Annotated in this window: 13 protein-coding genes and 1 pseudogene; 1 reads left to right on the plus strand and 13 read right to left on the minus strand. The window is 29.1% G+C overall.

What is annotated here, in order from left to right; genetic code table 11:
- On the minus strand, positions 1-866 hold an 866-nt coding region (locus Q5F54_RS05230), incomplete at its 3' end, for a TIGR03960 family B12-binding radical SAM protein (protein ID WP_302334060.1).
- Between the two features lie 425 nt (positions 867-1,291).
- Here Q5F54_RS05230 and Q5F54_RS05235 point away from each other — a divergent pair.
- Positions 1,292-2,485 carry an FprA family A-type flavoprotein gene (locus tag Q5F54_RS05235; RefSeq protein ID WP_277232000.1) on the plus strand — a complete coding sequence of 398 codons (1,194 nt, stop codon included), beginning with the start codon at positions 1,292-1,294 and terminating at the stop codon, positions 2,483-2,485.
- Between the two features lie 173 nt (positions 2,486-2,658).
- Here the strand turns inward: Q5F54_RS05235 and Q5F54_RS05240 are convergent, their stop codons facing one another.
- The 12 genes and pseudogenes from Q5F54_RS05240 to Q5F54_RS05295 all read right to left on the minus strand — a co-directional run.
- On the minus strand, positions 2,659-3,072 hold the full coding sequence (locus Q5F54_RS05240) for a methylglyoxal synthase (RefSeq protein WP_277231997.1): 414 nt from the start codon (positions 3,070-3,072) through the stop codon (positions 2,659-2,661).
- 14 nt (positions 3,073-3,086) lie between these two features.
- Positions 3,087-4,192 (minus strand): annotated as a pseudogene (gene rodA / locus Q5F54_RS05245) (rod shape-determining protein RodA).
- Between the two features lie 63 nt (positions 4,193-4,255).
- A complete protein-coding gene (minE, locus tag Q5F54_RS05250; protein ID WP_071121266.1) occupies positions 4,256-4,540 on the minus strand; it encodes a cell division topological specificity factor MinE in 285 nt (94 codons plus the stop codon).
- 17 nt (positions 4,541-4,557) lie between these two features.
- Positions 4,558-5,355, minus strand: a complete 798-nt coding sequence (gene minD, locus Q5F54_RS05255; protein ID WP_071121267.1) for a septum site-determining protein MinD — start codon at positions 5,353-5,355, stop codon at positions 4,558-4,560.
- Positions 5,356-5,385: 30 nt separating this feature from the next.
- Positions 5,386-6,066 (minus strand): septum site-determining protein MinC, encoded by a 681-nt coding sequence (minC, locus tag Q5F54_RS05260; RefSeq protein ID WP_288305631.1) that lies wholly within the window; start codon positions 6,064-6,066, stop codon positions 5,386-5,388.
- Between the two features lie 59 nt (positions 6,067-6,125).
- On the minus strand, positions 6,126-9,128 hold the full coding sequence (locus Q5F54_RS05265) for a penicillin-binding transpeptidase domain-containing protein (protein ID WP_281537621.1): 3,003 nt from the start codon (positions 9,126-9,128) through the stop codon (positions 6,126-6,128).
- Between the two features lie 11 nt (positions 9,129-9,139).
- Positions 9,140-9,628 carry a rod shape-determining protein MreD gene (gene mreD, locus Q5F54_RS05270; protein WP_281537622.1) on the minus strand — a complete coding sequence of 163 codons (489 nt, stop codon included), beginning with the start codon at positions 9,626-9,628 and terminating at the stop codon, positions 9,140-9,142.
- 14 nt (positions 9,629-9,642) lie between these two features.
- A complete protein-coding gene (gene mreC / locus Q5F54_RS05275) occupies positions 9,643-10,536 on the minus strand; it encodes a rod shape-determining protein MreC (protein WP_281537623.1) in 894 nt (297 codons plus the stop codon).
- Between the two features lie 10 nt (positions 10,537-10,546).
- The gene (locus Q5F54_RS05280; protein WP_334296089.1) at positions 10,547-11,623 is read right to left on the minus strand and encodes a rod shape-determining protein; all 1,077 of its coding nucleotides are present in this window, start codon (positions 11,621-11,623) and stop codon (positions 10,547-10,549) included.
- A 26-nt stretch (positions 11,624-11,649) separates the two neighbouring features.
- On the minus strand, positions 11,650-12,309 hold the full coding sequence (gene radC, locus Q5F54_RS05285; RefSeq protein ID WP_281537625.1) for a DNA repair protein RadC: 660 nt from the start codon (positions 12,307-12,309) through the stop codon (positions 11,650-11,652).
- A 31-nt stretch (positions 12,310-12,340) separates the two neighbouring features.
- Positions 12,341-12,937, minus strand: a complete 597-nt coding sequence (locus Q5F54_RS05290; protein WP_071121273.1) for a nucleoside triphosphate pyrophosphatase — start codon at positions 12,935-12,937, stop codon at positions 12,341-12,343.
- 202 nt (positions 12,938-13,139) lie between these two features.
- On the minus strand, positions 13,140-13,334 hold a 195-nt coding region (locus Q5F54_RS05295; RefSeq protein WP_302334062.1), incomplete at its 5' end, for a 4Fe-4S binding protein.

Below are 13,334 nucleotides of genomic sequence, written 5' to 3' on the forward strand. Positions count from 1 at the left end.
CTTTTTTCTCTTATTGGTCTGTATATCATACCAGCTTGACAGAATCTACACCCTCTTGTACATCCTCTAAATAACTCAAGTACAACTCTATTATGAACTGTATCTATAAACGGAACTATTAATTTTTCTGGATATGGTACATTTTCAACATCTTTTATTATTCTCTTATGAGGTTTAGCTGGTATATTTTCCCTATTTGGTACAACTTCTTTAACTGTATTATCTTCATTGTACGTAACATCATAGAAACTAGGTATATAAACACCTTCTATTGAAGATATTTGATATAAGAAATCTTCTCTAGTAGTTTTATTTTTCTTCCATTCTTTATAAGCGTTTAGTATTTCTAAGTTTACTTCTTCACCTTCACCTAAAACAACTATATCAACGAAATCAGCCATAGGCTCTACGTTATATGCACATGGACCTCCAACTAATATAAATGGATCATCTAATTTTCTTTCAGTTCTAAGTATAGGTACATTTGCTAAGTCTAACATATTTAATATATTTGTATATGAAAGCTCATATTGAAGTGTGAATGCTATAACATCAAAATTAGTTATAGGTTCTCTTGACTCTAAAGCAAATAGTGGTATATTCTTTTCCCTCATCATATTTTCCATATCAACAGCAGGTGCATATACCCTCTCACAGAATATTTTTTCATCTCTGTTGATTACATCATATAGTATATGACTTCCTAAGTGACTCATACCAACTTCATATAAGTCTGGGAAACATTGAGCATATCTTATTAAGCTTTCATCTGACGTATCCTTATGTATTGAATTTATTTCATTTCCAAGATACCTAGCAGGCTTTTCAACCTTCTTTAAAATTCTCTTTAAGTCTACCTTATTCATGTATCTTAAAACCTCCGATAAGCGTATTATTTTAAAACATAAATATTATTATACACGATATGATATTATGTATCAAAACTTTATTTATTACAATATAGTTTTTCCATTTTATATTCATATAAACTAAAATACATTGAAAAAATACATTTACATTTAGATATTCATCTAAATTTATATTATATTAATCTATTATGCTAATTCTTTTACTAAATATATTGAAATTACTATTATAAAATTTTTTTACTATGAAAATATAACCTATTATAATCTAATATTTACAATAATTGTAATTAACTAACACAACGAGTTATATTATAATTATTTTAGGACATAATAATATTATTTGAATATTATTTTGTTTAAAAGTATACTCTATGGGTATAAATTTTTTATGTATATCGTTAATTTTTTTAGGAGGACTTATTATGAGTAATGTATTTGAAGTAAAAAAAGATATTTACTTTACAGGTGTTGTTGATAAAGATTTAGAAGTTTTTGATATAATAATGGAAACTGAGTTTGGTACAACTTATAACGCTTATATAATAAAAGATGAAAAGACTGTTTTATTTGATACTGTAAAACCAAACTTTAAAGATGAATTTTTAAATAATATATCTCAAGTTACTGATGTGGCTGATATAGACTATGTAGTAGTACATCACACAGAACCTGACCATGCTGGTAGCTTAAAGTATATATTAGATTTAAATCCAAACATAGAAGTATTTTGTACAAAAGCAGCTAAAATGTACTTAGATGAACAAATAAATAAGCCATTTAAATGTCATGTTATAACTGATGGTGAAGTTTTAAATATAGGTAAAAGAAACCTTAAGTTTATAACTGCTCCTTTCCTACATTGGGCTGATACTATGTTTACTTATGTTGAAGAAGATAAAACATTATTTACTTGTGATGCTTTTGGATGTCATTTTGCAAATGTTGATGCTAATTCTGTTGAAAGTGAAGATTACTTAAAATCAGCTAAGCACTACTATGATTGTATAGTTAAGCCTTTTGCTAAACACGTATTAAATGCTATTAATAAAGTTGTTGAATTAGAATTAGATTTTGACACTATATTAACATCACACGGTCCAATGCTTACTAAAGACCCTATGGCTCAAGTTAAAAGATATTTAGATTGGTCTACAGAAGTAGTTAATACTACTAATCAAAACCAAGTTGCTATATTCTATTTATCTGCATATACTAACACTTTAGTTATGGCTAAAAATATAGAAAAGGGCTTACTTGAAGAAGGATGTAAAGTTACTTTATACGACTTAGAAAATATGAACTTAAAAGAAATGCATGACGCAGTAGTTATGTCTAAAGTAATATTACTAGGTTCTCCAACAATAAATAAAACTATGGTTAAGCCAATGTGGGATTTATTCTCTGTTATAGACCCTATGGCTAATATAGGTAAAATAGGTGGAGTATTCGGTTCTTACGGATGGAGTGGTGAAGGTATCACTATGGCTGAAACTTTAATAAAAGCTATGTCATTCAAAATGCCTGTTCCAACTCTTAAAAAGAAATTCTTCCCTTCAGAAGAAACTCTTCAAGATTGTGTAGACTTTGGTAAAGAATTTGCTAAATTAGTAAAATAATTTATATAAAAGGAACTATATTAAATATAGTTCCTTTATATATATATATCCGTTGCTCAAAATGTTATTTTTTAAGTTTACAAAGTTACTGATATGACTTATATGCAAAAAGAGTATCTATAAATTTAGATACTCTTTTTGCATATAAATAATTTAATTTATCCTTATATTAATTAAACTCTTTGGCTAGTAGTTTTCCTAACTTCTCTCCAAGATAACTCTCCCCTGTCTAGTGCATTAATAAATATTTCAGCTGATGCTAAGTTTGTAGCTATAGGTACATGATATACATCACATAATCTTATTAAAGCTTGTATATCAGTCTCATGAGCTTGAGATGTAAGTGGGTCTCTTAAAAATATAACTAAATCTATATCTTGAGACACTATTAAAGCTCCTATTTGTTGATCTCCCCCTAGAGGCCCAGATGCCAATCTATTTACATCTAGAGATGTTTCATCCATTATTCTTTTTCCCGTAGTACCTGTACCGTATAAACCATAGTTTTTTAATATTCTTTCATATGCTATACAAAATCCTATCATTGTATCTTTCATTTCATCATGTGCTATTAATGCTATATTCATATTACGCTCCTAATTTAAAAGTTTATTTTTTTTTTTCTCATACTAATCCAAGATTTGCTAATGATGTACGTAAAGAACTACCACCATAGCTTATAAACGGAAGTGTTACTCCAGTTACTGGAATTACAGCCACAGTCATACCTATATTTTGAATAATCTGATAAGCAAACATACTCATAACTCCAATTACTATAAGAGTTCCATAAAAATCTTTCGCTTCTCTCGATAATATTATCATTCTAAGTAAAAATAATGTGTAAAGCAGTATTACAACTAACATTCCTATTACACCTAATTCTTCTCCTATAACAGCAAATATAAAATCACTTTCTTGTACTGGTAAAAATCCTTCTTGATTTTGAGTCCCATTATATAATCCCTTACCTGTTAAACCTCCAGAACCTATCGCTATCATAGATTGCATAACTTGATAGTTACCCTTATATGTAGGATCATCTGGATGCAAGAATGCTTCAATTCTTTCTTTTTGATGTGATGCCATCATCATATACATTAGCGGAAGTGATACTATAGCTATAATGATAACTCTTTTTATTAGTTTTATATTAAGTCCTGCAGTAAATAACATACCTGCAATTATACAACAAAATACTATAGCTGTACCTAAATCTGGTTGGGCAAATAATAACCCTATAAAAGGCACTGCATAAATAACAACTGGTATTATCTCTTTTAAAGTATTTAGCTTATCTTTCTTAGACTCTACTATTTTAGCATAACTCAATATAAATGTTAGTTTAACTAATTCAGATGTCTGAAAATCTAATGGCCCTAAATTTAACCAAGACCTTGCCCCTCCTCTTTCAGCACCTATACCAGGTATTAAAACAATGCCCAATAAAATTAAACTAATAACATATAAACCTTTATAATATTTGCCTAAAAAATTATAGTCAAACATTAATATTCCTATTATCATTAACATTCCTAAACCAAAAGCAGCACCTTGTTTATAAAGTTGGAAGTAGTTTCCTGTCTCATTTGCATGAGTAGCACTACTTAATATTAATAACCCAAAAGAAAATATACAAAGTACTATAATTATAAGCTTCCAATCTAGTTGTTTTATCAATTTAATCATCGATTTACGTTCAGCCATATTTTCACCGTCTTTCTAAAATCAATAAAAACCACAAAGGGGGATAATAATCCCCCTTCACCTTTACATTTTTCTCTCTTTTATATTTTTTAGCGGTATATTTGCAACTAGTGCAGATACCGGCATATCATCATTATCTCCTCTAGACTTTGACATTTTTATTTCAAGTCCGTCTTCTTCGATTTCTGCATAATTAGCTATAACTTTAAGAATATCCGTCTTTATAAGATCTAGAAGCTTAGGAGAACAATCAACTCTATCATGTACTAAAACTAATTTTAATCTTTCTTTTGCTACAGATTTGCTAGTTTTAGATTCATTAGAAAAAACTTTAAATAAATCTAACATAGATATATCCCCCTTTACTATTTAGCCATACCAAATATTTTCTTTATTTTAGTGAAGATATTAGCTTCTTCTTCTAACTCTAACATTGGTACATCGTCTCCTAGTATCCTTCTTGCTATATTCTTATATGCTTGTCCAGCAAGAGACTTATTATCAAGTATAGCAGGCTCTCCTTTGTTAGTCGAAACTATTATACTTTCATCATCAGGTACTAAACCTAACAATTTAATAGCTAGTATTTCTATAATATCCTCTTTATTCATCATGTCGCCACGTCTTACCATGTCGTGTCTTATTCTATTTATTACTAATCTTATATCATTTATTTCATTAGCTTCTAATAATCCTATTATTCTATCTGCATCTCTGACAGCTGATACTTCTGGATTTGTAACAACTATAGCTCTATCTGCTCCTGCTATAGCATTTTTAAAACCTTGCTCTATACCTGCTGGGCAATCTATTATTATATAATCAAATGATTCTCTAAGTTTATTACATAAATCATTCATTTGTTCAACTGTAACTGCATTTTTATCTCTAGTTTGAGCAGCTGGTAATAGGTATAAATTTTCAAATCTTTTATCTTTTATTAATGCCTGTTTTAGTCTGCATGTACCTTCAACAACATCAACTATATCATAAACTATTCTATTTTCAAGTCCCATAACTACATCTAAGTTTCTAAGACCTATATCTGCATCTACTATAACTGTCTTTTTATTTTCTAAACTTAGTGCAGTTCCTAAGTTAGCCGCGGTAGTAGTTTTTCCAACTCCACCTTTACCTGATGTTATAACTATAACTTCACTCATAACACTACCCCCTGTATAATTAATACTTCTTTATTTTATCGTTTTTGGCAAGTAACTCTCTATAACAATTATATCATTACTTACAAATGCTATTTCTGGTATATTCTGTTTATTTCCTTCATAATTTTCATCGTCTGGTGCTTCTGCAATGTTTCCAGCTATCTGCAATACTTTAGGATTTAAATTTCCAGCAACTACATATGCATTTTTATTTCCATGTGCTCCTGCATGTATAAATCCAGATACAGATCCCATAACAATAACATTTCCACTTGCTACAACTCTAGCTCCAGAACTTATATCCCCCATAACTACAACATTGCATGTAGCACTTACCTGTGACCCAGATTTCATATCCGTCATTACAATTATATCTCCATCAAACTCAATATTTTCACCTGATCTTAAATTCGTTACGTATTTAGTTTGGAAATTTGTAATTTCTTTTTTATTGTATTCTTCAATAAACTCTACGTCAAATTTAGATGATATATCATCTTTTAACATCATAATTTGTACATCACTTAAATACTCACAGTTTATAGAACAAATCTTTGCTCCATTAAAAAATCCAATAGATGATTCTAATTTATCTATTATGCTATTTTTTATTTCATCAAAAGTCGCTTTTCTTTTGATGTTTACAATTATACCTTTTTTGCTACCTTTAAATTCTACTAATTCACCTGTTGTAAATTCATTCACAGACATAACAACCTCCAGAATGATATATCATTTTATATATTCTTTAAAAAATCTCTAATTCCTTTTTATTTTTTCATTTGTGATACAAAGTTTATGTTTTCTTTTTCTATTGTACCAGTATTTTCATCATTTTTATTATTTTTTTCGCCCTTATTATTGTCTAAATCAAAATATGACCCTAATACCTCTCTAATAAGTAACATTGCATTACTACTACTTTCTCCTTGAGGAATCATAGCAACTACTGCTATTTCAGGATCATCTGCTGGTGCAACTGCTACTGCCCAAGCAAATGACTTATAACTTTCTTTATATGAATCTATTTTTTCATCAGTTATTTTAGGATTTAGTTCTTTTATTGCTTTTCTTAAATACGAAGCATTTACTTTATCAGTGTCTTCTAATTTAACATTGACACCATCTTTTAACTCTTCTTCTAATGACTTTCGTTCTTCCTCTTTTAAATCCTTTCTTTTTAATTCTTCTTTTATTTCATTTATTCTTTCTTCTGTCAATTCCTTTTCTCTTGCTTTCTTCATTTTTTCAGCAAGTTTAACAGCTTCATCTAAAGATACCCCATATGATGACATATGGCTCTTTAAATATTCAACTTCATTTTCAGTAGGTATTTTACCACTTTTTTCTGCAGTACCAGTTTTAGATGCTACACTTATAGGATAATTAGGTCCAAATATTCCTTTTCCTGAACCTTGTGTAGAAACTCTTTTCATACCTTCAATTAAATCTTTTAATTTTTCAGGATTATTGAAATCTATTTTTTCTACTTTATTTTCATCTATATCTACATTATTATAATCATTTGATATAACTCTATCTACTACTGATAATTCTACTAAATTTCCTCCGTTACCAATAGCTGCAACATATCTTGCCATCTGAGCAGGTGTATATTGATTTTCACCTTGACCTATAGATATATTAAATGTATCTGCAGTACTCCATTTTGCAAAATTTAAATAACTAAATACTATAGAGTCTGCTAAAGTTTCTACTCTATCTTCTTTTACCTTCATTTTAGTAAGTCTTTCCATAGCTTCTACTCTACCTACAGTTTTTGTTTCATCTGCCCAAGAAACTATTTCTTCTATCCTATTTTCATATTCTTTAGGATTTTTAGATTTACTTATATCGGTAAAATCATTTGCCATCTCTTTTGTAAGATAATCTCTTAATAAAGTTTTTGTAGTTTCAAGCTTAGCTGCCATATTAGGAACGCTACCTTTTCTTTCGTCTATTTCTTCATTTAATCCAGTATAATCATCAAGACCAAATTTCTTAGCATATTCTATTATGCCTTTTGCTCCAACTTTAACACTTGGGTCTTTCCCACCTGTATAATTTTTACCTGATCCTATAGTGTAAAAATATATATTACAAGATTCTTGTATTGCTTTATACAAATCTGTATATCCATGATTACTTCTAGACTTATGCCATATTAAATCTGCAAAAGGTCTACTTTTAGGTCCTCCTAATCTTATTACTCCAGTATCTTGTATTGCATAGTTTGGGCTTAAACCATTATCTATAGCTGCCATCCCTGTTACCATTTTAAAGGTTGAACCAGGTTGGAATACACCTTGTGTAGCCAAATTAACTTGTGGATTTGCTGCTAAAACATCATTTTTATTTTTAGGCTGTAATGCTTGATAATCTTCATATGATATCCCATTAACAAATTTATTTGGGTTATAATTTGGGTAACTTGCCATAGATAAAACATCACCATTTTTGGCATCTATTGCTATAACTGCACCCGATGCAGCATTTTTAGCTACACTTGAAAAAGTTTTGTTTCCATATTTACTTTTATATGTTCCTCCAACCCTAAGTGCTTCTAATACTCCTTTTAGTGCATTTTCAGTATCTTCTTGCAAGTCCTTATCTATACTAAGGTATACTGTATCTCCTGACTTTGGCTCTGATACATCTAATTCCCTAGTTATTCTACCTAATGCATCAACTTGTACCTTTTTATATCCATCAACTCCACGTAGTTGTTCTTCATAGCTTTTTTCTATACCAGATATACCTACAGTATCTCCTTTAGAATAAGTTTTACCTTCTTCTCTATTAAGATACTTATCCTCTTGTCCAGATGGCATTTTCCCCATATGTCCTAATATATGAGATGCTAAAGTTGTATTAGGATAATATCTAACTGGTTCTACAGCTACTGATACCCCAGGTAATTCTATAGCACTTTCTTCAAGTTGAGATATAGTCTTTTGACTTATATCTGTTGCTATAGTTATTGGATTATACTGAGAATATCCTTGAGACTTTATAAGATCTCTAACTACTAATATTTTTCTTGCATCTGAATCGCTTAAGTTTTTATCAATCTTATAATTTTTGTTATTTCTTATTTCATAAAATGCTTTTTTTGCAGTTATTTTACTATTTTCTATACCATAACTTTCTAACCAGTCTTGCTTATTTTTTTGTTCTGTAAATAGCCACTTACTAACTAGAATCGGTGGATAGTATCCATTTTCATTTAGTTTCTTTTGAAGTTTGCTTACCTCTAATTTTCTATCATCTTGAGTAAGTACACCTTCAGACACCAACTTGTCAACTAAATAATAAAAACTTTCTTTTGCATCTAGCTCTTGAGGTATATTGTTATTATTCTTATACTCTCTTATGTTTTTATCAAATGTATAGTAATATTTTCCATTTTGAATATATATAGGAAATTCATCTATGTACTCTTCATTATTTTTTTCTAATAAGTTTATAAGTTTTAAACATATATCATTTGCCATAGACTTGCCGTTAGAGTCTTTTCTTTTTATTTCATCGCCTGATACTTGAACAGTAAATAAATTTTTATTTCCTGCAAGTAACCTTCCATATCTATCTTTTATTTCACCTCTAGGTGCTTTTATTAAAAGTTGCTTATACGTTTTATTCTCAGCTAACTCAGTATAATGTTCATATTTAAAAGTTGTCATATATAATATCTTTACTAATATAACTACAAAAGCTACTAATATAAGATTCTTTATTATAGATAATCTATCTACTTTTTTTCTTTCTTCCATTCAATCACCAACTAATCTTCTTTAAGTTTAAGTATCGATGTTTTAAATAGGTTATATAGTAATACACTCAAAGTTGAATTAATCAAAGGTATAGTTAATATACCTTTAGTAACTAAATTTAATATTCCATAAGTATTATAAACAGGTATTACTGCAACTATATTTACCATAGAATCAAATAAACTAGCTATAAATACTAATGCAAATATGGTTATATTGCTTTCTTTATATATTTTATTTTTTAAGAAGCTGATTCCATATCCTATTGTAAATAAGATTAATGCATTAACACCAAATATACCACCTACAACTATATCTTTTACAAGACCTATTATAGCACCTATTATACTCGCATCTGTCTCGTCTAAGTAAAGTGATATTATCGTTATGTAAATTGTAAGTAAGTTAAAACTCACATTGAATATGTCTATATAGTTAGTAATACTCATTTCAACTAGTACTAGCAAAATTCCTAAAAGACAAAGTAAAACCTTCTTCATAATTATAATCACCTTTACCCTATATTCCTTGGTTCAACAATAGTCACATCATCTATATTTTTGAAGTTTACATATGGTTTAACTACTACAAACTTCATAGATTTATTTTTATCATCTATAACTTTATCAACTTCTCCTATAGGTATTCCCTCAGGGTATAATCCAAGACCAGATGTTGTTACTACATCACCAGGTAATACGTTATACGAACTATCAAACATATATCCATACAGGTAACCTTTGTTTTTATAATTTTCTTTATCATCTAGTGTAGAGTTTTGAGTTATGACTCCCTTAAGATTAGAGTCTTTTAATAACTTAAAACTTACAGATGATTTTGTATCTAATAAAGATATAGCTTTACTATAGTTATCAGAAACTTCATATACAATTCCTACCAAACCATTCCCATTTATAACTATACTGTCGTCTTTAACACCTTGCTTTCTTCCCGCACCTATAACAAATGAATCATACCAATTTCCATCATTCTTTCCAACTACACTTGTTGAAATACTTTTAGCTTGGTATTTTTCATCTATATAATTTAAAGCTTTTTTTAGACTATCAAGAGATTGAACATCATCTAATTTATTATTTAATGCTATTACCTCTTCTTTTAATTTTTCATTTTCATCTTGTAAACTCTCTAACTTCTTAGAGTTACTTTTATAATTTATTATATCTTTAAAGTTGTCTCTTAAAAATGTAAAACCACTATTTAAATTCTTTCCTATAGGTTCTATTATATCTAAAACAAACTTATCTCCTATAGGATTATTTCCTCCATATCTCCCTATAGATATTCCTACAATTCCAATTAAAGTGATAGCAACTACACCTGTTGCTATCACTTTAAAATTAATCTTTTTTTCTTTTTTATTCTTATCGAATCTCAAAGATATCACCAACTTTTAATTACTTTCTAGCATTCATCATTAATACTTTTTCAAATATTTCTTGATCTTCAACTGACTTACCTGTTCCTAAAGCAACACAATCTAAAGGATTTTCAGCTATTTGTACTGGCATTCCAGTTTCCTGCTTAACTAATTTGTCTAGACCTCTAAGTAATGCTCCCCCTCCAGTTAACATTATTCCGTTTTCCATTATATCTGATGCTAACTCTGGTGGTGTTTTTTCTAAAGTTGACTTTATCGCATCTACTATTGAGTTTATAGGCTCATTTAATGCATCTCTTACTTCTGCTGAACTTATTTCTATTGTCTTAGGTAATCCTGATATTAAATCTCTACCTCTTATTTGCATGTTTTGTTCTTGATCATCCTTAAAAGTAGATCCTATGCTTATCTTTACATCTTCAGCTGTTCTTTCACCTATAGCTAGGTTATATGTCTTTTTAACATAACTAACTATAGATTCATCAAATTCATCTCCACCGATTCTTATTGATTTAGCTGTAACTATACCACCTAAAGATATTATAGCTATTTCAGTAGTACCTCCACCGATATCTACAACCATATTACCTTCTGGCTCTTCTACTCTAAGACCTGCTCCTATAGCTGCAGCCATTGGCTCTTCTATAAGATAAGCATCTCTCGCACCTGCTGTTCTTGCAGCTTCTTCTATTGCTCTTTTTTCTACTTCTGTAACTCCATAAGGAACACATATAGCTATTCTTGGTGTTACAACACCTTTTTTAGCTGCTGCCTTTTGTATAAAGTATCTAAGCATAGATTCAGTAACATCAAAATCAGCTATAACTCCATCTTTCATAGGTCTTATAGCTACTATATTTCCTGGTGTTCTACCTATCATTTTTTTAGCTTCTTCACCAACTGCTAAAACTTCCTTACTGTCATCTCTTATTGCAACAACAGATGGTTCTCTTACTACTATTCCTTCTCCTTTTATGTAAACTAACGTATTAGCTGTTCCTAAGTCTATCCCCATATCTTTTGTCATTTTTTTGAATCCAAACATAGACATGAATCCTTTTTTTTCTTTTTTATCTTTCTTTTCCTTAGTCATAATTGTGCTCCTTCCTATTTTTCAAATTAAATTATCATATTTTCTTTAAAACTAAAATACATTCCGTCTCCAATTATTATATGATCTATAACTTCTATCCCTATTATTTCTCCACAACTAATAAGTCTTTTAGTTATATTTTTATCCTCTACTGAAGGTTCTATACTTCCAGATGGGTGATTATGTATTAAGATAATTTTATTTGAACTCCTTTTTATTGCTTCTATAAAAACTTCTCTCGGATGTACTAGTGATGAGTTTAACGTTCCTACTGATACATCCACATCCGTTATTATTTCATTTTTTGTATTTAAAAGAACTACCTTAAAAACTTCTTTTTTTAGGTATCTTAAACTATCCATATAATATTTATATATATCCCAAGGGTTTTTAACCTTATACTTATTAGGTTTAAAACTTGCGACTCTTCTTCCTAGCTCTAATGCTGCCTTTATCATAGTTGCTTTTGTTAATCCTACACCATCTATTTCGCATAACTCATCAATAGTTATATCTTGTAGATACCTTATGCCTTGAGAATCTTTGTTTATTATATAATTTGCTAGGTCAATTACATTTTTTTGCTTGGTTCCGGTTCTAAGAATAATTGCTAATAACTCTGCATTAGATAAACTATTTTCACCCTGAGCAAGCATTTTTTCTCTAGGCCTTTCTTCTAATGCCATATCTTTAACTGTCATATTTGCATTAAAAGTTTTATTCAGATACATCGCCCTCCATAAAAAGATTTATGTTAAAATATTTTTTTAATAAGTCACTTAGTCTAGATATAGGTAATCCTACTATATTAAAATAATCACCTTGAATTTCCTCTACTAATAGTGCCCCATATCCTTGTATTCCATAAGCTCCTGCCTTATCTAAAGACTCTTTAGTTCTTATATAATCATTTATATCTTCTTCAGATAAATTTTTAAATTTAACATTACTAATTACATAATCTATTATCTTTTTATTGTTATCTAAATTTATTAAGCTAATTCCAGTTATAACCTGATGAGTTCTGCCAGATAAACTTGTTATCATTTTCCTAGCTTCTATCTCATCTTTAGGTTTCCCTAATACAGTATTGTCTAATACAACAATAGTATCTGCACTTATAACCAAATCACTTTTTTGTCTAGACGCTATATCTATTCCTTTTTCAAATGCAAGCCTCATCACCATCTGACAAGGAGACTCACCTTCTAATCTTAATTCTTCTATGGAACTTGCCATTATTTTAAATTTAACATTAGTATTTTCTAAAATTTCTTTTCTTCTAGGAGAGGCTGATGCCAAGATTATATTCATTGATTCACCTCATTACAGTACTTAGAATTTGTACTTATTAAGTCTATCATTATATTGTAAAAATTTCAACACAAATGTCGAACGTTTATATATAGTATATATCTAATTTACAATAAAAATTAGTTACATTTTAGTAATATTTGAAATTTGCTAACAACAAAAAAATAAAGGTATGAAAACTCATACCTTTATTCTAACCATATTATATAGTTTTAATAGCTTTTTTAGGACATTTTTGCATACATAAGTGGCAACCTACACATTTAGATTCATCGACAATATGCTTTTGTTTCAATTCACCTTGTATTGCATTAAATTTGCATTGTTTTTTACATATTGTGCATCCAATACAAATATCTTGATGTAAAATGTACCCTATAGAGTAGACAACTAATAA

The organism is uncultured Romboutsia sp. (assembly GCF_958366745.1).
In the GTDB taxonomy this organism is placed as follows: Bacteria; Bacillota; Clostridia; order Peptostreptococcales; family Peptostreptococcaceae; genus Romboutsia; species Romboutsia timonensis.

What these genes read in the sequence shown, in the direction of transcription:
- Q5F54_RS05235 (WP_277232000.1), top strand. Translation starts at nt 1,292, where the DNA reads ATGAGTAATGTATTTGAAGTAAAAAAAGATATTTACTTTACAGGTGTT.
- Q5F54_RS05240 (WP_277231997.1), bottom strand. Translation starts at nt 3,072, where the DNA reads ATGAATATAGCATTAATAGCACATGATGAAATGAAAGATACAATGATA.
- minE (WP_071121266.1), bottom strand. Translation starts at nt 4,540, where the DNA reads ATGTTAGATTTATTTAAAGTTTTTTCTAATGAATCTAAAACTAGCAAA.
- minD (WP_071121267.1), bottom strand. Translation starts at nt 5,355, where the DNA reads ATGAGTGAAGTTATAGTTATAACATCAGGTAAAGGTGGAGTTGGAAAA.
- minC (WP_288305631.1), bottom strand. Translation starts at nt 6,066, where the DNA reads ATGTCTGTGAATGAATTTACAACAGGTGAATTAGTAGAATTTAAAGGT.
- Q5F54_RS05265 (WP_281537621.1), bottom strand. Translation starts at nt 9,128, where the DNA reads ATGGAAGAAAGAAAAAAAGTAGATAGATTATCTATAATAAAGAATCTT.
- mreD (WP_281537622.1), bottom strand. Translation starts at nt 9,628, where the DNA reads ATGAAGAAGGTTTTACTTTGTCTTTTAGGAATTTTGCTAGTACTAGTT.
- Q5F54_RS05280 (WP_334296089.1), bottom strand. Translation starts at nt 11,623, where the DNA reads ATGACTAAGGAAAAGAAAGATAAAAAAGAAAAAAAAGGATTCATGTCT.
- radC (WP_281537625.1), bottom strand. Translation starts at nt 12,309, where the DNA reads ATGGCATTAGAAGAAAGGCCTAGAGAAAAAATGCTTGCTCAGGGTGAA.
- Q5F54_RS05290 (WP_071121273.1), bottom strand. Translation starts at nt 12,937, where the DNA reads ATGAATATAATCTTGGCATCAGCCTCTCCTAGAAGAAAAGAAATTTTA.